The organism is Pseudonocardia sp. CA-107938, assembly GCF_050936315.1.
Classification (GTDB): Bacteria; Actinomycetota; Actinomycetes; order Mycobacteriales; family Pseudonocardiaceae; genus Pseudonocardia.
In genome coordinates this window covers 5,597,114-5,617,015 of the sequence record NZ_JBNJNA010000001.1, presented here as the reverse complement: position 1 = coordinate 5,617,015, position 19,902 = coordinate 5,597,114, and the positions used below count along the sequence as shown (strand labels likewise).

At 72.9% G+C, this 19,902-nt stretch carries 15 protein-coding genes; 9 read left to right on the top strand and 6 right to left on the bottom strand.

Features of this window, described 5'->3' with window-relative positions:
• Positions 1–37 precede the first annotated feature (37 nt).
• The 3 genes from ACQEVB_RS27765 to ACQEVB_RS27755 are packed head-to-tail and all read left to right on the top strand — an operon-like array spanning position 38 to position 3,536.
• Positions 38–718: an RNA polymerase sigma factor gene (locus ACQEVB_RS27765; RefSeq protein WP_432977221.1), complete on the top strand. Its 681-nt coding sequence runs from the start codon at positions 38–40 to the stop codon at positions 716–718.
• Positions 715–2,646 carry a prolyl oligopeptidase family serine peptidase gene (locus ACQEVB_RS27760; RefSeq protein WP_432977218.1) on the top strand — a complete coding sequence of 644 codons (1,932 nt, stop codon included), beginning with the start codon at positions 715–717 and terminating at the stop codon, positions 2,644–2,646. Before ACQEVB_RS27765 ends, ACQEVB_RS27760 begins: the two co-directional genes overlap by 4 nt.
• Positions 2,643–3,536 carry a S66 peptidase family protein gene (locus tag ACQEVB_RS27755; RefSeq protein ID WP_432977215.1) on the top strand — a complete coding sequence of 298 codons (894 nt, stop codon included), beginning with the start codon at positions 2,643–2,645 and terminating at the stop codon, positions 3,534–3,536. The genes ACQEVB_RS27760 and ACQEVB_RS27755 overlap by 4 nt, the downstream gene beginning before the upstream one ends.
• Here ACQEVB_RS27755 and nikE read toward each other — a convergent pair.
• The 4 genes from nikE to ACQEVB_RS27735 form a co-directional block, all read right to left on the bottom strand.
• Entirely contained in the window at positions 3,522–5,099 is a 1,578-nt protein-coding gene (nikE, locus tag ACQEVB_RS27750) for a nickel ABC transporter ATP-binding protein NikE (protein ID WP_432977212.1), read from the bottom strand. The two genes, ACQEVB_RS27755 and nikE, sit on opposite strands and share 15 nt — an antisense overlap.
• The gene (locus ACQEVB_RS27745; protein WP_432977209.1) at positions 5,096–5,977 is read right to left on the bottom strand and encodes an ABC transporter permease; all 882 of its coding nucleotides are present in this window, start codon (positions 5,975–5,977) and stop codon (positions 5,096–5,098) included. Before ACQEVB_RS27745 ends, nikE begins: the two co-directional genes overlap by 4 nt.
• The gene (locus ACQEVB_RS27740; protein WP_432980620.1) at positions 5,974–6,933 is read right to left on the bottom strand and encodes an ABC transporter permease; all 960 of its coding nucleotides are present in this window, start codon (positions 6,931–6,933) and stop codon (positions 5,974–5,976) included. The genes ACQEVB_RS27745 and ACQEVB_RS27740 overlap by 4 nt, the downstream gene beginning before the upstream one ends.
• A 65-nt stretch (positions 6,934–6,998) precedes the next feature.
• On the bottom strand, positions 6,999–8,810 hold the full coding sequence (locus ACQEVB_RS27735; protein ID WP_432977207.1) for an ABC transporter substrate-binding protein: 1,812 nt from the start codon (positions 8,808–8,810) through the stop codon (positions 6,999–7,001).
• A 120-nt stretch (positions 8,811–8,930) separates the two neighbouring features.
• Between ACQEVB_RS27735 and ACQEVB_RS27730 the strand changes: the two genes are divergently transcribed.
• The 6 genes from ACQEVB_RS27730 (at position 8,931) to ACQEVB_RS27705 (ending at position 16,318) form a co-directional block, all read left to right on the top strand.
• On the top strand, positions 8,931–9,758 hold the full coding sequence (locus ACQEVB_RS27730; RefSeq protein WP_432977204.1) for a M55 family metallopeptidase: 828 nt from the start codon (positions 8,931–8,933) through the stop codon (positions 9,756–9,758).
• Positions 9,751–11,073 carry a M20/M25/M40 family metallo-hydrolase gene (locus ACQEVB_RS27725; protein ID WP_432977201.1) on the top strand — a complete coding sequence of 441 codons (1,323 nt, stop codon included), beginning with the start codon at positions 9,751–9,753 and terminating at the stop codon, positions 11,071–11,073. The genes ACQEVB_RS27730 and ACQEVB_RS27725 overlap by 8 nt, the downstream gene beginning before the upstream one ends.
• A gap of 8 nt (positions 11,074–11,081) precedes the next feature.
• Entirely contained in the window at positions 11,082–11,939 is an 858-nt protein-coding gene (locus ACQEVB_RS27720; RefSeq protein WP_432977198.1) for a ketopantoate reductase family protein, read from the top strand.
• Between the two features lie 64 nt (positions 11,940–12,003).
• A complete protein-coding gene (locus tag ACQEVB_RS27715) occupies positions 12,004–13,773 on the top strand; it encodes a phospholipase D-like domain-containing protein (protein ID WP_432977195.1) in 1,770 nt (589 codons plus the stop codon).
• An 81-nt stretch (positions 13,774–13,854) separates the two neighbouring features.
• On the top strand, positions 13,855–15,432 hold the full coding sequence (locus ACQEVB_RS27710; protein WP_432977192.1) for a flavin-containing monooxygenase: 1,578 nt from the start codon (positions 13,855–13,857) through the stop codon (positions 15,430–15,432).
• Positions 15,433–15,439: 7 nt separating this feature from the next.
• Complete coding sequence (locus tag ACQEVB_RS27705) at positions 15,440–16,318, top strand: amidohydrolase (protein WP_432977189.1); 879 nt, start codon at positions 15,440–15,442, stop codon at positions 16,316–16,318.
• Here the strand turns inward: ACQEVB_RS27705 and ACQEVB_RS27700 are convergent, their stop codons facing one another.
• Both ACQEVB_RS27700 and ACQEVB_RS27695 read right to left on the bottom strand, forming a co-directional pair.
• The gene (locus ACQEVB_RS27700; RefSeq protein ID WP_432977186.1) at positions 16,319–17,689 is read right to left on the bottom strand and encodes a GGDEF domain-containing protein; all 1,371 of its coding nucleotides are present in this window, start codon (positions 17,687–17,689) and stop codon (positions 16,319–16,321) included.
• 665 nt (positions 17,690–18,354) lie between these two features.
• Positions 18,355–19,683, bottom strand: coding sequence for a GGDEF domain-containing protein (locus ACQEVB_RS27695; protein WP_432977183.1), 1,329 nt, complete (start codon positions 19,681–19,683; stop codon positions 18,355–18,357).
• Positions 19,684–19,902: the final 219 nt, after the last annotated feature.

Here is a 19,902-nt window from a genome sequence, read left to right as displayed (position 1 = left end):
CCATCCTGGTGGATAATGTCCGGGACAGGGGGGAACGATGATCGACACAGTTGATGACGACCTGGACGACCTCTCCGCATTCCCGGACATCGGCGCCGCCCTGCGCGGCGCGGCCGCGTTGGGCGAGGGCGTCGTCCTCGGGCTGGTCCCGCGCGGGCGGGCGGGCATCCGGCGGGTCTCCCGTGCGCAGGTCGACGAGTTCGAGCGGCGCTTCGCGCAGGCCTACCGCGACCGCCTGCCGATGCTGGTCCGCTACGCGGCGCGGAAGGTGGGCGACCACTCCCGCGCCGAGGACGTGGTGCAGCGGGCCTTCGAGAAGATCCTGCGGCGGCACCGCCAGGACCTGCCCGAGATCACCAACCTGAGCGCGTACCTGCTCACCACGGTGTGCAACGAGATCAACCGCGAGCTGCGCACGGTGATCCCGGAGCGGCAGAACCTCACGTCGATCGACGGCGGGGCCGAGGACGACGAGCGGTCGCGTGCCGAGCTCCCCGACGACCGGCCCGACATCTCGCACCAGGTCGCCGACGCGATGGCGCTCAAGGCGGCGCTGGCCACGCTCTCCCCGCGCGAGCGGGAGTGCGTGGTGATGCGGGTGCAGTGGCAGATGTCGGTGGCCGAGGCGGCCGAGGCCCTGCAGTTGTCCACCGGCTCGGTGAAGCGCTACACGTTCGACGGGCTCAAGCGGTTGCGCGAGCAGCTCGCCGCGGCGTGACCCGCGAGCTGCCGTACGGCACCTGGCCCTCGCCGATCGGGGCCGACGCCGTCGCCCGCCACGGGGGCGCCGTCAGTTCCGTCCAGCGGCACGGCGCGGCCACCTGGTGGACGCAGGCACAGCCCGCGGACGGGGGCCGGGTCACCGTGCGGCGGCTCGACGACGGCGCCGCAGCGCCCGTCGAGGCGCTGCCCGCGCCCTGGAACGCGCGCAACCGCCACCACGAGTACGGCGCCACGCCCTACACCGTGGTCGACGGCGCGCTGGTGTTCACCGCGTGGTCCGACCAGCGCATCCACGTCGTCGACGGGGAGACGGTGCGGCCGCTCACCCCGTCGCCGGAGCGTGAGCACGGCCTGCGCTACGCGCTGGGTCCGGCGGCCGGCGCCGGCGAGGTGTGGGCGGTCCGCGAGACCGTCATCGGCGAACGGCCCACCGACATCCGCCGCGACCTCGTGGCCGTCCCCCTCGACGGCAGCGGTCCGCGTCCGCTCGGGCCGGCGTCCCACCACTTCCTCACGGTGCCCGTCCCCAGCCCGGACGGGCGGCACGCCGCGTGGATCGGGTGGGACCACCCGTCGATGCCGTGGGACGGCACGCAGCTGTGCGTCGCCGAGATCACGGGTGACGGGTTCGGCCCGCACCGCGTCGTCGCCGGCGGGCCGGACGAGGCCGTCGTCCAGGTGGTGTGGGACGGGCAGGGCCTGCTCGCGCTCACCGATCCCGGCGGCTGGTGGAACCTGCACCGGGTGCCGCTCGACGGGGATGCGCCGCGCAACCTGGCCCCCGTGGAGCGGGACCTGGGCGACGCGATGTGGAAGGTCGGCGCGCAGTGGTGCGCCCCGCTGGGTCGCGGCCGGCACGGCGTGCTCGCCGCCGGGCAGCTGTGCCTGCTCGACGAGCAGACCGGCACCGTCACCGACGTCGCGCTCGCGGAGGAGGTCGTCGAGTGGTCGTCCACGCTGGCCGTCGACGGCGACCTGGTCCACGGCGTGGCCGGCAGCGCCACCCGCAGCGACGCGGTCGTGCGCGTCGATCTCGGCACCGGAGCCGTCGACTGGCTGACCAGCGCGGCCGAGCTGCCCGACCCGGCGTGGCTGCCGCGCCCCGAGCATCGCACCGTGGCCGGCGTGCCGGTCGTGTGGTTCCCGCCCACCTCGCCCGAGTGCACCGGACCGGCCGGTGCGGCGCCGCCGCTGCTCGTGCACGTCCACGGCGGTCCGACCAGCCGCAACGTCGCGCTGCCCGACCTCGACATCGCGTACTTCACCAGCCGCGGCTTCGCCGTCGTCGCCCCCGACTACGGCGGCTCCACCGGGCACGGGCGGGCCTGGCGCAACCGGCTCCGGGAGCAATGGGGTGTCGTCGACGTCGACGACTGCGCCGCGGTCGCGCTGGAGCTGGCGGAGCAGGGCCAGGCGGACCGGGACCGGCTGGTCGTGCGCGGCGGGTCGGCCGGCGGGTGGACCACGGCCGCGTCGCTGGCCGCGCTGCCGCCGGACGGCGGCCGACCCGTCTACGCCTGCGGCACCTCCCGCTACCCGATCCTGGACCTGCTCGGCTGGGCGACGGGGGAGACGCACGACTTCGAGTCGCAGTACCTGACGAGCCTGGTCGGGCCGCTGCCCGAGACCGAGCAGCGCTACCGGGAGCGCTCGCCGTCGAGCCATCCGCGCCGGCTCACCGCGCCGATCCTGCTGCTCCAGGGCCTCGACGACCGGATCTGCCCGTCCGTGCAGGCCGACCGGTTCGTCGCGGAACTCGCCGGAAGCGGCATCCCGCACGCCTACCTGGCCTTCGAGGGCGAGCAGCACGGCTTCCGCCGAGCGGAGACGATCATCGCGACCCTGACCGCCGAACTGGGCTTCTACGCCGACGTGCTGGGCCTGGCCGTCCCCGGCGCCGAACCGCCGGAGCTGCGGACATGAGGCGGCTGCCGCCCAGGCTGCGGGCCGGGGACCGGGTCGTGCTCGTGGCCCCGGCCGGCCCGCCACCGCTCGATCTCCTCGACGAGGGGACCGCCGTGCTCCGCGGCTGGGGCCTCGACGTCGAGACGCTCGTGCCGGGCCGGCACCCGCGCCTGCCCTACCTCGTCGACGACGACGTCGCCCGGGCCAAGCACCTGCAGCAGGCGTGGTGCGATCCGGATGTGGCCGCGGTGCTCTGCGTGCGCGGCGGCTACGGGGTCCTGCGCATGCTCGACCTGCTGGACCGGCCCGCGCTCGCCGCAGCGCCGCCGAAGGTGTTCGCCGGGTCCAGCGACATCACCGCACTGCACACCGAGCTCGGACCGCTGTGCGACCTGGTCACGCTGTTCGCGCCGCTGATCGCGAGCGAGGGCTTCGTCCGCCACCCGGTGGCGCAGGAGCACCTGCGGGCGGCGCTGTTCGACCCGCCCACCGACATCGCGGCCGGCCCGGCGGCGGAGACCGTGCGCGGCGGCCGGGTGACCGGGGTGACGGTCGGCGGCACGTTGAGCCTCTTGGCCGCCGGGCTGGGGGCGCCCACCACGCCACCGCCGCCCGACGGGGCGATCGTGCTGCTCGAGGACATCACCGAGCTGCCCTACCGCATCGACGGGCTGCTCACCCAGTTGCTGCGGGCCGGCTGGTTCGACCGGGCGGCCGGGATCGTGTGCGGCTCGTGGTACCGCTGCGGCGACCCGCAGCAGGTGCACGACGTGCTCGTGGACCGGCTCGGCCCGCTCGGCGTCCCGTTCGTGACGGAGTTCGGGTTCGGCCACTGCGCCGACCAGCGAACGATCCCGCTCGGCGCCACCATGACGCTGGACGCCGACGCCCGCCTACTGCGCTGGTAGCGCCGCCAGCAGCACCTTCGTGTACTCGTGCTGCGGATCGGTGAGCACCTGCTCGGTCGGCCCCTCCTCGACGATCCGGCCCTGGTACATGACGGCGACGCGGTCGGCGATCGTCCACGCGAGGCCGAGGTCGTGCGTGATCACGAGCGCCCCCAGGCCCAGCTCGGTGCGCAGCCGCAGCAGCAGCGCGAGGATCTCGCCGCGCACCGACGCGTCCAGCGACGCGACGGGCTCGTCCGCCACGAGGAAGGTGGGTCCCAGCGCGAGCGCGCCGGCGATCACCACGCGCTGCCGCTGCCCGCCGGACAGCTCGCCGGGCAGGCGCGCGGCGAACCGGTCGGCGGGGCGCAGCTCGGCCTGCTCCAGCGCCGTGGTGACGATCGCGCGCTCGTCGGCGGCCAGCCGGTGCACCCGCGGGCCTTCCGCGACCGCCTCGTAGACGCTGTGCCGCGGGTTCAGCGCACCCGTCGGGTCCTGGAGCACCAGCTGCACCTGCCGGCGGTGCGCGCGCAGTCCGCGGGCCGAGCGGGGGAGCGGTCGCCCGCCGAACGTCACGACGCCGGCGCTCGGTCGCTGCAGTCCGAGCAGGCAGCGGGCGAGCGTGGTCTTGCCCGAGCCGGACTGGCCGACCAGCGCCAGGATCTCCCGCGGCCGCACCTGCAGCGAAACCTCGTCGACGGCCCGCACCACACCGCCGCCGCGCTGGGCGAACGTGACGCGCACCCGCTCGGCCGCGAGCACCGGGGCGGGTTCCGGAGTGGCCGGTTCGACGTGCCGCCATACCGGGTCCCCGATCACCGGGAACGCAGCTGCCAGCGCCCGGGCGTGCGGATGCTTCGGCGCGCGCAGCACCTGTGTCGCCGGCCCGTCCTCGACGATCTCGCCGTGCTGCATGACCGCCACCCGTTCGCAGGTCGCGGCGAGCACGGACAGGTCGTGGGAGATCAGCACCAGCCCGATCCCGCGGTCGGTGACCAGCGCGGACAGCCGTTCCAGCACCTGCTGCTGCACCACCACGTCGAGCGCCGTGGTCGGCTCGTCCGCGATCACCAGGCGGGGGTCGCAGGCCAGCGCCATCGCCATCATCACGCGCTGGCGCTGCCCGCCGGACAGCTCGTGCGGGTAGGCCGATGCCCGTCGGGCCGGCAGCTCCACGCGGTCCAGCAGCTCCGCCACCCGGCCGGGCACGTCGGTGACGTCGGGGGTGTGCAGGCGGATCGGCTCGGCGATCTGCTCCCCGACCCGGCGGACCGGGTTGAGCGCGTGCATCGCCCCCTGGAACACGATCGACGCCTGCGCCCAGCGCAGCGCCCGCAGCTTCCCCCAGCTCAGCGCCGTCACGTCGGCCCCGTCGACGAGGACGTGCCCGCCGATGCGGGCGGTGCGCGACAGCAGCCGCAGCGCCGCCATGGCCAGCGTGGTCTTGCCGCAGCCGGACTCGCCGGCGAGCCCCAGGGAGCCGCCCGGCTCGAGGGAGAGCGAGACGCCGCGCACGGCGTGCTCGACCCCCCGCACGGAGTGGTACTCGACGCTGAGGTCGCGGTACTCGAGGATCGGTGTCATCGGCGCGCCGCCAGTGCCGGGTTCAGCTGGACCTCCAGGGCGCGACCGCACAAGGTGAAGCCCAGCACGACCGCCACGATCGCCAGGCCGGGTGGCAGCAGGTACCACCAGGCACCGGCCGTGATCGCCCCCGACTCGACGGCCGAGCGCAGCATCGCGCCCCACGAGACCGAGCCGGGCGCGCCGAGCCCGAGGAACGACAGGGTGGACTCGGCGATGATCGCGCTGCCGACGGTGAGCGTGGTGTTGGCCAGCACCAGCGGCGCGACGGCTGGGACGACGTGCTTGCCGAGCAGGTGCGCGTGCCCGCCGCCGAGCACGGTGGCCCGTTCGATGTAGGGCCGCGCCTCGACGGCGAGCGTCTGGGCGCGGACCAGCCGCGCCGTCGACGCCCACGACGTCACGCCGATCGCCAGCACGATCGTGAGCAGCCCGCGCTCCAGCACCGTCGACAGGACGATGGCCAGCACCAGCGAGGGCAGCACCAGGAAGAAGTCGGTGACCACCATGAGGACCGCCGACACGACCCGGCCGAAGTGCGCGGCGAGCATCCCGACCAGCGAACCGAGCAGCACCGACAGCACCGTCGCCGCGATCCCGACGACCAGCGACACCCGGGTGCCGACGAGCGTCAGCGCGAGCACCGACCGGCCGTTCTCGTCCGTACCGAGCAGACCACCGGATCCGGGCGGGGCCAGGATCGGCCCGCCGGCGTCCACGACGGACAGCGCGGACGCCGGCACCAGCAGCGGAGCGAGCACCGCCACCAGCAACGCCACCGCGAGCACGACCAGCCCGGCCATGCCCGCCCGGTGGGACAGGTAGCCGCGCGTGAACGCCCGCAGCGCGGCCCGGCGGCGTCCCGACGCGACGGTCATGCGGTCCGGACCCGAGGATCGACCAGCCGGTACAGCAGGTCCGCCACGGCGTTCATGATCACCACGGCGGCCGACAGCGTGATCAGCGTGCCCTGCAGCAGTGGCAGGTCGGGCACCGCCAGCGCCTGGTAGGTGAGCAGGCCCAGCCCGGGCCAGGAGAACACCGTCTCCACCGTCACCGCGCCGGCGACGACCATGCCGACGTTGAGGAAGATGATCGTGATCGTCGGCAGCAGCGCGTTCGGGATGGCGTGCCGGCGGCGGACCACGTCGTCGCGCAGGCCCTTCGCCCGCGCCGTCGTCAGGTAGTCGGCGCTCATCTCCTCCAGCAGCGACGACCGCATCACCATCAGGTACTGCGCGTACACCACCGCCACCAGCGTCAGGCACGGCAGCACGAGGTGGTGCGCCACGTCGAGCACGCCGGCGAGGTCGCCACCGGTACCGCCCGGGGACGTCATCCCGGCGGTGGGGAACAGGTCCAGGCCCACCGCGAACACCAGCAGCACGATCAGTCCGAGCCAGAACGTCGGCATCGACCACAGCACCAGCGCCGTCGACGTGGCGAGGCGGTCGAACGCGCTGCCGTGCCGCCAGGCCGCCCGGCTCCCCGCCCACAGCCCGATGGCCACGGCGAGCACCAGTGCGCTGCCGGTCAGCAGCACGGTCGGCCCCAGCCGGCCGAGGACCAGCTCGGTCACGGGCTGCTTGAACTGGTACGACGTGCCGAGATCGCCGCGCAGCAGGTCGCGGATGTGGTCGACGAACTGCTCCCACAGCGGACGGTCGAGGCCGAACTCAGCCCGCAGCCGCGCCAGCGACGCCGGGTCACCGGGCCGGTCACGGGTCATCGCCCGCACCGGGTCGCCGGGCAGCACCCGGAACAGGAAGAACCCCAGCACGACGATCAGCACCAGGCTGAGCAGCCCGCGCGCCACCGTCAGCGCGGCGAACACCCAGCCGCCGCGGGCCCGCTCCGGCGAGACGAGGTCGACGGCGTTCGACGTGGGCGCGAGGTCGGTCACTCGCGGTCGTCCGAGCCGCGCCGGCCGGACCGGACGACGAGGAACCCGACGACCCCGAGCACCACGATCACGGCAGCGACGATGCCGATGGTGGTGCCGAACGACATCCCACCGCCCTGCTCAGGCGTGAGGGTCGATGGCACGGCGCTGTAGTAGCCCCAGTAGCCGGTCTGGCCGGTGATGACGCCGCCGTTGGCGGGCTGCGTGACGAACCCGGTGAACCGGTCGTTGCGGTAGGCCTCCAGCAGCTTGTCGTTGGTCAGGACGATGGCGGCGACGTCGTCGTACAGCAACGACTGCATCTGCTGGACGAGCGCCTGGCGCTTGGCGTGGTCGATCTCGACCTGCTGCTGCAGGTACAGCGCGTCGTAGGCGGGGTTGCAGTAGCCCGAGTCGGAGTTGTCCGAGCCGTTGTAGGCGCAGGTCTGCTGGGCGAGGGTGGTGTCCGGGTCGGGGTTGACGCTCCACCCGGAGAACGCGAGGTCGAAGTTGCCGGCGATCTGGTCGTCGTCGGCCTGGTTGGACGACTTGAACTCGGGCGTCAGCGTGATCCCGACGGCCGCGAACCAGCCGACGAGGTACTCGGACGTCTGCCGGTTGGTCGCCGTGTCCGTTGCCACCACGAGCCGCAGAGCCAGCGGCTTGCCGTCGGGTCCGGCGCGCTTGCCGTCCGGCCCGGCCCGGTAGCCGGCCTCGTCGAGCAGCTTCTTGGCCTGCTCCGGGTCGTAGCGGCGCTTCTGGGCGTCGGACGGCGTGAAGGCCCAGTCGGGGTAGACCGGCGGGATGATCCCGGTGGCGGCCTCGGCGTGGCCCTGCTTGACCTTGCTGATGATCGTGTCGACGTCGATCGCCATGGCCAGGGCTCGGCGCACCCGCACGTCCTTCAGCGCCGGGTTGCCGTCGCCGAACGCGGCCTTCGTCTGCCCGTTCGGATTGGACCAGTTGACCAGCAGCTCGGTGTAGCGGCGGTTGCGGCCCTCGTTGCGCGAGATGCGCTCGTTGCCGGCGAGCGAGTCGAACTGCGCCGGCGTCATGTCGCGCACCAGGTCGACGTCGCCCTTGATCAGGCCCTGCACGGCGGCGTCGGAGTTCTCGTACTTGACGAACTGCAGCTGGTCGATCTTCGGACGGCCGCGCCAGAAGCGGTCGTTCGCGGCCAGGGTGATGCTCTGGCCCTCCTGGTAGCCGGCGAGGGTGAACGGCCCGCTGACCACCGCGGGGAACGTCTCGGTGTTGGTGAATCCCTTGATGTCGCCGGCGTGGGACGCCCACACGTGCTCGGGGACGATCGGGATCTCGGAGTTGAGGATGGAGGCCTGCGGCGCCTTCGTCACGATCACGAGCGTGCGGTCGTCGGGCGCGGCGACCGAGGCGAAGTTGGCCACGACCGGCCCGTTGGCCGTCTTCGCGTCCGCGTTGGTCATGATCAGGTTGTAGGTGAAGGCGACGTCTCGGGCGGTGATCGGCCGCCCGTCGGACCAGTTCGCCTCGCGGATCTTGAACGTCCAGGTGACCTTGTCCGGCGCGGCCTGCCAGCTCTCGGCGAGACCCGGCTGCACGGTGTTGTCCGGTCCGATCGTCGTCAGGTACTCGTACATCAGCCGCCCGACCTGCGTGGACGACAACCGCACGGCGATGAACGGGTTCAGCGAGTCGATGTCCTGGCTGATCGCGATGCGCAGCGTGGACGGGGCCGGTTGCTGGGCGTGCGCCGGGGCCGTGCCGACGAGCAGCGCCGCCGTGGCCGCCAGCACCGCCAGCACCGCCGCTGTCGCCCTGCGGAACGTGCGGGTGATTCCTCCGGCCATGGCGTCCCCCCAGACTCACGCGCTCGAAGCACGTAACCAATCACCGCAGCCGCGCGACGTCAATGGACCAGTGGTCTCAGACCGGTGGCGGCCACGCGCTGCGCGATCTAGCGTCGCCGTGTGCGCGTGCTGATCTCCGCCGACATGGAGGGCGCCACCGGCGTCACCTGGACCGACGACTGCGTCGCCGGCACCGAGCCGTGGCAGCGCATGCGCCGGTTGTTCACCGGCGACGTCAACGCGTGCGTGGCCGGGCTCGTGGCCGGGGGCGCCACCGACGTGCTGGTGAACGAGTCGCACTCGGCGCAGCGCAACCTGTTGCTCGAAGATCTCGACGACCGCGCGCGGATGCTGACCGGACGGCACAAGCCGCTGTCGATGATGCAGGGCATCGACGACGGCCCCGACGCCGTGGTCTTCCTCGGCTACCACGCCATGGCCGGCGCGCAGGGCGTGCTCGCGCACACCTGGCTGGAGAACGCGATCACCCAGGTCCGCCTGGACGGCGAGCCCGTGGGGGAGGGCGGGCTCAACGCGGCGGTGGCCGCCGAGCACGGAGTGCCCGTCGTGCTGGTCACGGGGGACGACCGGGCGTGCGCCGAGGCCGCGACCTACGCCCCGGACGCGGTCACGGTCTCCGTGAAGGAGTGCGTGAGCCGCTACGCCGCGATCTGCCTCCCGCCCGCGCGTTCGGCGACCCTGCTGCGCGCGGGTGCGGAGGCGGCGATGGCGAAGGCCGGCCGGCATGCTCCGCAGCCCGGACCGCATCGCGTCGAGATCGACTTCGACGCCGCGCACCTGGCCGACGCCGCCGCGGTGGTACCGACGGTGACGCAGCCCGGCCCGTGCACGGTCGCCGTCGACGCCAGGTCGATGACGGCCGCCTACCGCGCGTTCAAGATCATGGCGACGGTGGCGGCCTCGGCGATGCAGGCCGTCTATGGGTGAACCCGTGGCGGAGCTGCTCTCCCGGTTGGTGCGGTTCGACACCACCAACCGGGCCCGCGGCGACGCCGAGGGCGAGCGGGAGGCCGCCGAGTTCGTCGCGGGCTTCCTCGCCGACGAGGCCGGCCTCGCGCCACTCGTGCTGGAGTCGGCGCCCCGGCGGGCCAGCGTGGTCGCGCGGTTCCCCGGCACCGACCCGTCGCTCGCGCCGGTGCTCGCGCACGCCCACCTCGACGTCGTGCCTGCCGATCCGCACGGGTGGGCGGTGCCGCCGTTCTCCGGGGAGATCCGCGACGGCTACGTGTGGGGCCGCGGCACGGCCGACATGAAGGACTTCGTCGCTACCCTGCTGGCGACCGTCCGGGGCTGGCGCAGCACCGGACGAGCTCCGCGCCGGGACCTCGTGCTCGCGTTCGTCGCGGACGAGGAGACCGGCGGCGATCTGGGAGCCCGCTGGCTGGTCGCCGAACACCCGGAGCTGTTCGCCGGGTGCGCGCTCGCGATCGGGGAGGGCGGCGGGTTCGCCCACGACGTCACCGGCCCGGCCGGGGACGTGCGGCTCTACCCCGTCGGCACGGCCGAGCGCGGCACGCTGCACCTGCGGCTGCACGCCACCGGCCGGGCGGGCCACGGCTCCCGGCCCAACCCCGACAACTCCGTGGTGACGCTGGTGCGCGCGCTGGCCCGCATCGCCGACCACCGGTGGCCCGTCCAGCTCACCCCGCCCGTCCGCGCCTACCTGGAGCAGACCGGTGCGGCGCTCGGCGTGCCCGTCGACCTGTCGTCGGACGCGGCCGTCGACGGGACGGTGGCGCGGCTCGGGCTCGCCGGGGAGCTGGCCGCGGCGACCGTGCGCAGCACAGCGCAACCCACGGCGTTGTCCGCGGGATCGGCCGTGAACGTCGTGCCGTCGCGCGCCGAGGCGCTGGTCGACCTGCGGGTGCTCCCCGGCGCCGTGGAGGACGTGTTCGCCGTGGTCGACGACCTGCTCGGGCCCGGCGTCCGCCGCGAGTTCGCCACCACCCCGGCCGAGCCCGTGTCCGCCCCGATCGACGGGCCGTGGTTCGCCGCGATGGCCGACGCGCTGCGCGCCGAGGACCCCACCGGCGTCGTCGTGCCGTACTGCCTGGGCGGCGGCACCGACGCCAAGTCGTTCGCCACGCTCGGCATCCCCTGCTACGCGTTCGCCCCGCTCGGGCCGGCGCCGGACCGCGACTGGAACCACCGGCGCATGGCGCACGGCGTGGACGAGCGGGTGCCGGTCGCCGGACTGGAGTTCGGGGTGCGGGTGTTGGATCGGTTCCTGATCACTCTCTAGGGGGGACGATGGCGAAGATCGCTGTGCTGGGAGCCGGCGCCGTCGGCGGGATGCTCGGGGCGTTGCTGGCGAAGGCCGGCAACGAGGTCGTGCTGTTGGGGTCGGATCGCACCGTCACCGCCATCGGCGTGCACGGGCTGCACCTCACCAGCGGCACGTTCGGCGAGGTCGACGCGACCGTCACGGCACGCACCTGGCTCACCGAGGCCCCCGACGTCCTGGTCGTGGCGGTGAAGGCGCCCGACCTCGCCACCGCGCTGCAGCGGGCGCCGGCCGCGACGGTCGGTCGGGCTGCGGTCGTACCGCTGCTCAACGGCGTCGACCACGTCCCCTACCTGAGGGCCGTCTACCCGCAGGCCGACGTCGTGCCGATGACCGTGAAGGTCGAGGCGACCCGCACCCGGCCGGGCGTGATCGAGCACCTCTCACCGTTCACCGAGTACGCGAGCGCCGGGCCCACCCCACCCGGGGTGCTGTTCGCCGGGGCCGGCGTGGACGTCGACACCTCGGCGCCCGACGAGGCCACCCTGATGTGGACCAAGCTCGCGTTCCTCGCCCCGTTCGCCCTGCTCACCACGGCGCTGCAGGCCGCGATCGGCCCGGCTCGGGACGCCCGTCCCTCCGAGCTCTCCGCGCTCGTCGACGAGTCGTGCGCTGCCGCTGCGACCCACGGCGCCGCGATCGACCCCGATGCCCTCCGCGGCCGCATCGCCGGCCTCCCGCCGACCATGCAGTCGTCGATGCTCAAGGACCGGTTGGCGGGGGCCACGCTGGAGCTGGACGCGGTGGCTGGCCCGATCCTGCGCGCTTTGCCGGGCGGCGCACCGGCGACTCGAGCAGCGGTGGCGGCGATCCTCGGCGGTTAGGCGTTCACGGGATGGATGTCTCGCAGGTGTAACGCCTGACCACGGACAGTGCGACCCTGGTCACATGCGGTTCCGATCGCGCGCGGCTTCCGGCGGTCGCGTCTACGCAGTGGCGGGCACGAACACCGTCTCGTTCGGCATCGACGCGACGGCCGGCACGCGTGCCGGGCTGCTCGGCTTCGCCGTCGAGCGCGTCGACCTCGCGACGGGGGAGCGGCACTGGCTGCCCGGGTTCAAGGTGTTCCGCTCGCTGCTGCCGCACCCCGTCCCCGGCGAGCGGGTGAGCACCTTCGACCACCCGATGCAGAGCTTCCTGTGGGACGACTTCACGTGCGCGCCCGACCACCGCTACACCTACCGCTTCCAGCCGCTGAAGGGCACGCCGGCGCACCCGGACCGGTCGGCGCCGGCCCTGTCGCTCACCGTGCGCACCGAGCCGGCGACCAGCACCGGAACGCACGACGTGTTCTTCAACCGCGGCGTGGCCAGCAGCCAGTACTACACGCAGGAGTTCGGCGACACCCCGATCGCCGACCTGGCTCCTGAGAAGCAGGCCAGGGCGCTGGCCTGGCTCTCCCGCGACCTCGACGAGGCACTGCTCGCGTTCGTGGACGGCTGTGCCGCGGGCGACCGGCTCCTCGGCTGCTTCTACGAGTTCCGCTACCGCCCCGTCGCCGACGCGCTGGTCGCGGCGATCGGGCGCGGGGTGGACGTGCGGCTGATCGTCGACGGCAAGGTCAACGAGCACACCGACGACGAGGGCTTCCACGAGAGCTTCCCGCGCGAGGAGAACCTGCGGATGCTGGCCGCCGCCCAGCTCCCGATGGACCGCGTGGTGCTGCGGCAGGCGCGCCGGTCCGCGATCGCGCACAACAAGTTCATGGTGAAGGTGGTCGGCGGCGCGCCGGCGGAGGTCTGGACGGGTTCGACGAACCTGTCACTGGGCGGCATCCACGGGCAGACGAACGTCGGGCACCACGTCCGCGACGCCGCCACGGCTGCGGCGTTCGTGCGCTACTGGGACCTCCTGGCCACCGATCCCGGCGGACGCGACGGAGACCCGCGCACGGAGGTGATCGCGAAGAACAAGGCGTTCCGGGCGGCGGTGGCACACTTGTCACCGGTGCCGGCGGACCTGCGCCGGCTCCCGCGCGGGACCACGTCCGTCTTCAGCCCGCGGCCGGACGCGACCGTGCTCGACGCCTACGCCGCACTGCTCGACTCGGCGGACGACGAGGCCTGCATCACGCTCGCGTTCACGGTGGCCGCCGCCGTCAAGGAGGTGCTGCGGGACAACACCGCAGCCGACCAGATCACGTTCCTGCTGTTGGAGAAGCGCGACCGGCCCGATCGGCGCAACCCGTCGGCGTTCGTGCGGATCGACGCGTCGAACAACGTCTACCAGGCGTGGGGCTCTTTCCTGCGCAACCCGGTCTACCAGTGGGCAGCCGAGACCAACGCCGGGCTGCTCGGGCTCAACCAGCACGTCAGCTACATCCACTCGAAGTTCCTGCTGGTCGACCCGCTGGGCCGCGACCCGCGCGTCGTGACGGGCTCGGCCAACTTCAGCGCGGCCTCCTGCACGGACAACGACGAGAACATGCTGGTCGTCCGCGGTGACCGGCGCGTCGCCGACATCTACCTCACCGAGTTCAACCGGCTGTTCAACCACTACTACTTCCGCAGCGTCACCGAGGCCCGCGGTGCGCGCGGCAACCCGGACAGCCTCTTCCTCACGGAGGACGCGACCTGGCTTGACGGCTACGCGGCGGGCGGGTTGAAGAGCAAGCGCCTGGCGCTGTACACCGGGATGGCGGGTTTCACCCGGGCATGACGACTTCGGGGTGGTGGGATTACCCGCGGTAAGTTACCGTGGGTAAGTTGGCAGCGACGCCCTACACCTGGAGGTGCCAGCATGGCCCCGAAGACCGTCCCGGACGCCGGGACCGAGCACGTGGACGTGCTGATCGTCGGCGCCGGGATCTCCGGCATCGGCGCCGCCTTCCACCTCGGCCGCGACTGCCCCGACCGCTCGTACGCGATCGTCGAGGCGCGCGCCGCGATGGGTGGCACGTGGGACCTGTTCCGCTACCCCGGCGTGCGCTCGGACTCCGACATGCACACCCTCGGCTACGGCTTCGCCCCGTGGCTCTCCGACGACTCGATCGCGGACGGCCCGGCGATCCTCGACTACCTCCACGAGACCGCGCAGCGCTATGGCATCGACCGGCACATCCGCTTCCACCGCCGCGTGGTGGCCACCGACTGGTCGAGCTCCGACCAGCGCTGGACGGTCGAGCTGGAGGACACGCAGTCCGGCGAGCGCAGCACCATGACGTGCGGGTTCCTCTACCACTGCTCCGGCTACTACAACTCCGAGCAGGGCTTCGCCCCCGAGTTCCCCGGCTCCTCCGACTTCACCGGCCGGATCGTCCACCCCCAGCACTGGCCGGAGGACCTCGACTACACCGGCAAGCGCGTCGTCGTCATCGGCAGCGGCGCCACCGCCATCACGCTGGTGCCGGCCATGACCGACAAGGCCGCGCACGTCACGATGCTGCAGCGCTCGCCGTCGTACGTCGTGTCGCTGCCCAAGCAGGACCCGATCGACCAGCTGCTGCGCAAGGCGCTCCCGGTCTCCCTGACCTACCCGATCGTGCGCTGGAAGAACGTGCTGATCCAGATGGCGTCCTACCAGCTCATGCAGGCGTTCCCCAAGCAGGCGCGTGCGCTCCTCAAGCGCCAGACGGAGCGTGAGCTGCGTGGCGTCGACCCGGGCCCGCACTTCACCCCGCGCTACGACCCGTGGGACGAACGGCTGTGCGTCGTGCCCGACAGCGACCTGTTCCGGGCGCTGCGATCAGGCTCCGCGTCGGTCGTCACCGACCAGATCGAGACCTTCACCGAGCGCGGGATCCGGCTGAAGTCGGGCCGCGAGCTGGAGGCCGACATCATCGTCACCGCCACCGGGCTGAACCTGCGGATGCTCGGCGGCGTCGTGCCCAGCGTCGACGGCGAGCCGATCGTCGCGAACGACACCATGACCTACCGCGGCATCATGCTGGAAGGCGTGCCGAACTTCGCCTACACCTTCGGCTACATCAACTCGTCGTGGACGCTGCGCGCCGACCTGGTCGCCGACTACGTGACCCGGCTGCTCAACCACATGCGGGCACACCGCTACGCCGTGGCGGTGCCGGAGAACACCGACGCCTCGGTGTCGCGCCGCCCGCTGCTCGACTTCACCCCCGGCTACATCCGCCGCTCGCTCGACCAGCTGCCGCAGCAGGGCAGCCGCAACCCGTGGACCGTGCGGATGAACTACCCGTTGGAACTGGTCGAGATGAAGCGGGCGCGCGTCGCCGACGGGATGCGGTTCGAGCGGGCCCGCACCCGTCCGGTCGCGGTCCCGAGCCCTGACGGGCCGCGGGTGAACGGCAGCAAGCCGGCTGGGACCGCCGTCACGGAGAAGCGGGTCGCACCCTCGGCATGATGGCGGGGTGATCCCCCCTGTTCGCACGGACGTCCACCAGCACGTCTGGCCCGCATCGCTGATCGACGCGCTGCGGGCCCGGCGTCGCCCGCCCTACCTGGACGGCTGGACGCTGCACCTGGCGGGGGAGCCGCCGTACGCCGTCGACCCGGCCGACCACGACCCGGCGCTGCGGGCGGACCGGGTCACGGCGGCGGGGTTCGACCGCGCGCTGGTCTCGCTGTCGTCGCCCCTGGGGATCGAGTACCTCCCGGCCGGCGAGGCCGCGCCGCTGCTCGCCGCGTTCCACGAGGGCGCGCTGGCGCTGCCGCAGCGGTTCGGGGTGTGGGCGGCCGCGGCCCTCGACGACCCTGATCCCTCGGCTCTGGAGACCGCTCTCGACGCCGGGTGCGTGGGCCTGCAGCTGCCGGCCACCGCGGTGGCGGACGCCGCCGGCATCGCGCACTGCGGGCCGTTGCTGGAGGTGCTGGAGCACCACGACCGGCCGCTGTTCGTGCATCCCGGCCCGGCGCCCGTCGCCGTCGACGTGCCTGCCTGGTGGCCGGCGCTCGTCCCGTACGTGCAGCAGATGCATGCAGCGTGGTTCGCGTTCGGTGCGGCCGGCCGGAGGCGGCACCCGCGGCTGCGCGTGTGCTTCGCGATGCTCGCCGGCCTCGCGCCGCTGCACGGGGAGCGGGCCGGCGCGCGCGGCGGACCGGTGGCGGTCGACCCGGCCGCGTTCGTCGAGACGTCGTCCTACGGCGCACGAGCCGTCGGAGCCGTGGCGGACGCGCTGGGCCCGGGCCTCGTGGTCGCGGGCAGCGACGAGCCCTACGCCCGCTACACCGACCCGCTACCCAGTGCCGACCTCGCCACCGGCGCGGTCGCCCGGCTGCTGCACGGCTGATCAGGCCGGCGGGGTGGCGTCCTCGATCTGCCGCACGACCGGCGGGTCGACGATCTCGTCGGGGCGGATCGCGACCGTGTCGTGCCGTCCCATCCGGACGGCGTTGCGGCCGGCGCGCTTCGCGGCGTAGAGCGCGGTGTCGGCGACGGCGAGCACGTCGAGCAGGTGGTTGCCGTCGTGCGGGAAGACGGCGCCGCCGACGGAGACGGAGAGCCCGTCGATGGTCAGGGTGCCGTCCGGCGTGGGCACGGCGACCTGCAGCTCAGCGACGCGCCGGCGGATCCGCTCGGCCACGACCTGCAGCTCCGAGTAGGCGTAGCGGTCGCCGGCCTGGGGGAGCAGGAGCACGAACTCCTCGCCGCCGAACCGGCCGACGAGATCGGCACCGCGGACGTCCTCCCGCAGCAAGGCGGCAACGGCCTGCAGCACGTAATCGCCCGCGATGTGCCCGTGCCGGTCGTTGACCTGCTTGAAGTGGTCGAGGTCGACCACCAGCACCGCCGCCGAGCTGCCCGCGTCACGGGCGTGGTCGATGCGCAGGGTGGCGCGGTCGTGCCAGGCGCCGGCAGTGAGCAACCCGGTCTTGCTGTCGGTGGCGGCCTGCTTCTCCAGCTGCCGGACGAGCACGGCGCGGTGCAGCACCAGCAGCGGAGGCACGGCGAACAGCACCAGCCACGGCTGGGTGATCACCGCCATCGCGATGAGGCCGCCCACGCACAGGGCCGCGACCTCGAGCAGCACCTCGTCACCGGACTGACCCACCATGTCGCGAACGGTCTTGTCGCTGCTCATGACGACGACGCCCACGACGAGACAGGTGTTGACCACGACGAAGCCGAGCACGGCCGACGCGACGACGAGCACGCCGATGCCGGACCGCAGCGGCTGCGCCGCGCCCAGCCCGCTGAACTCGGCCATAGCGGCCGCCGCGTGCACGGCCAGGATCAGGGTCGCGAAGGTGAACGCGGCCTTGAACAGCGGCGAACGACCCGACCGGCGGCGCACCCGGTAGCGCACGAAGCAGAACATCGCGGTGACGACGGCGCAGGCCGCCAGCGGCGGCAGCAGCAGCGCGGCGGCGAATGCCCACACGGGGCTCGGATCGACGTCCGCCGTGGACGCGCCGCCGTGCACCACGCGGCTCCGCAGCCGTTCGACGTGGACGGCGAGCTCTGCGGTGAGGAACCCCGCACCGGTGAGGAGCGCCAGCGTGAGGGCCACGTCGGCGACGGCGCCGGCGGAGAACCCGGCGCGAACGGTGGTGACGACGTCCAGGACCACCAGCAGGAGCGCCAGCGCCTCGACGGCGAGCACCGCGCCGAGCAGCCGCCCCGGCAGCGACCACACCGGCCAACGCGTCACGGCGCTCACCGACCACCTCTTTCACAGCTCCTGCACGGGCGACTCTACCGCAAGGCGGACGGGCCCGGTTCCACTTGTGATCCGTTCGGCAATGGACGGCGACCGCGGGTCGGAGGTACAACTATTTGCGCGCCGCGGAATTCTCGACAATGATCCGATTCGGCCTTGCCGGTCGGCCGCCGGCAAGACGCCCGACCGGACTACCGACCATGCCGAGAACCCGAGCATTCCGGCGCGTTCCGGCCTGCCCGCCACAACGATGACGGCGGGCCGGGGGGTGGTGCGACCGGCCTGACGGGCGTGCCATGATGACCGGGATGACCTGCAGCGATGGGATGTGAGGAGGTGTCCTTGATGCGCGGCTTCGAATGGAACTGACTCTCTGATCGTCGATTGACGACCAGTCGATGAATCGCCTCTCGCGGCCCTCGAGGGGAGTTGCTGACACCGCAACCGCAGAAGATCGCCTTACCGTGTGCGGAACCATGTTCGGTGCCGCACACGTTGATCTTCGATGCCCAATTTCGGGCGTGCCGGGAGGCTGTTTCGACTGATATCGAATGCGCCAGATCCTGGGCAGGATGTCGGCGATTCAGGCCCCAGGGGCCGCAGTGGGACGTGCCGAGTGCATGAGCGCTATACAGTTTGGGCAGGTGTCCAAAGCTGTGGCGACCTCAGCGATGCCGGTCGGCGGGCGCCTCGGACCGAGGCGCCGGCGCGTGGTGTCGAGCGGCGAGCCGCACCGCGTCCCGACCGGCCCGCTTGGCGTCGTACAGCGCGGCATCCGCCGCAGCGACGACGCCGAGCAGGTGCTGGGCGTCGACGGGGAACACCGCCCCGCCGATGGACACCGTGACCTGATCGACCTGCCGGCGCTCACCCGTGGCGCCGATGCGCACGGGCAAGGCCGAGACCGCTGCACGGATGCGCTCGGCGACCGCGGCCAGCTCCGCCCGTGCGTCGGGCTCGGGGTCGGCCAGCGGCAGGAGCACCACGAACTCCTCGCCGCCGAAGCGACCGACCACGTCGTGCGCGCGGAGCTGCGACTGCACGGTGGCGGCCACGCGGTCCAGCACCTCGTCACCCGCGAGGTGGCCGTACCGGTCGTTGAACCGCTTGAAGTGGTCGATGTCGACGACGAGCACGCCGGCCCGGTGCCCGCGCCGACCGGCCGCCTCGAGCTGCGCGCTCGCGAGGTCGTGCCATGCGCCTGCGGTGAGCAGTCCGGTCTTCCCGTCCGTCCGGGCAGCGCGCTCGAGCTGTCGCACGAACAGCGTCCGCTGCAGGATCAGCAGCGGCGGGAAGATGAACACGATCAGCCACGGCTGGATCGACATGCCCGCCGCCAGCAGGCCGGCGAGGCACAGCAGGGAGACCTCGAGCGCGAGCTCGGGCCGGAGTCGAGCGAGCTCGTTCACCCGCATCGATCCGGTCAGCACGACCATGCCGACGACAGCGGTCGTGTCGACCGCGAGGTACGCGGCCAACGCGAGGACGACGGTCGCCGGCTCGACCGACCCGCCGGAGACGGCACCCGCCGCGTGCACGGCCAGCAGGGTGGCCGCCGCGGTGTACACGATCTTGAAGGGATGCCGGTTCGCCTCGGGGGAGTAGACGAAGCAGCGCAGGTGGAGGTAGCAGGCGGCAGCGACGACGGTCGCCAGGGGCGGCGGGCACAGGACGGCACCGGCCGCGATCCACAGCGAGCTCAGGTTCAGCGCCGGTGCGCCCTCGCCTCCGACCACGCGGGTGCGGTAGCTCTCGAGGCGGGCGGACGCCTCCTGGTGCAGGACCGCCCCGGTGATGATGAGCCCGGCCACGAGCACGCCACGCGGCGTCAGGTCGATCGTTCCGGCCGCGACGGCGACCACGTCCCCGGCCAGGACGGCGGCGGTGGCGAGCTCGACCAGCACGACCACGACGAGCGCGCGGACGGGAAGTGCGAGCATGCCCGGTCGCCGGCCGTCCGCTCCGGTCACCTCCCGGCCGGTCCTGGCGCCCACCCGCAGATGGTAGCCCCGCCATCCCGCCAGATCCTGCTACGCCTGACGGCGTAACCGTGTGCCGCCGAACAGCCTGAATCATTCGTCGTTCTTGGCACTTGTCAAGGGATTCGCTTGCTCGACAGGAATGTCGTGTGAAACGGTGGGATCGCTTGACCGGCACGCCGCGACGAGGCCAGGAAGCAGCTCCCAGCGCGCCGCAGCCGGTGAGCGATCGTG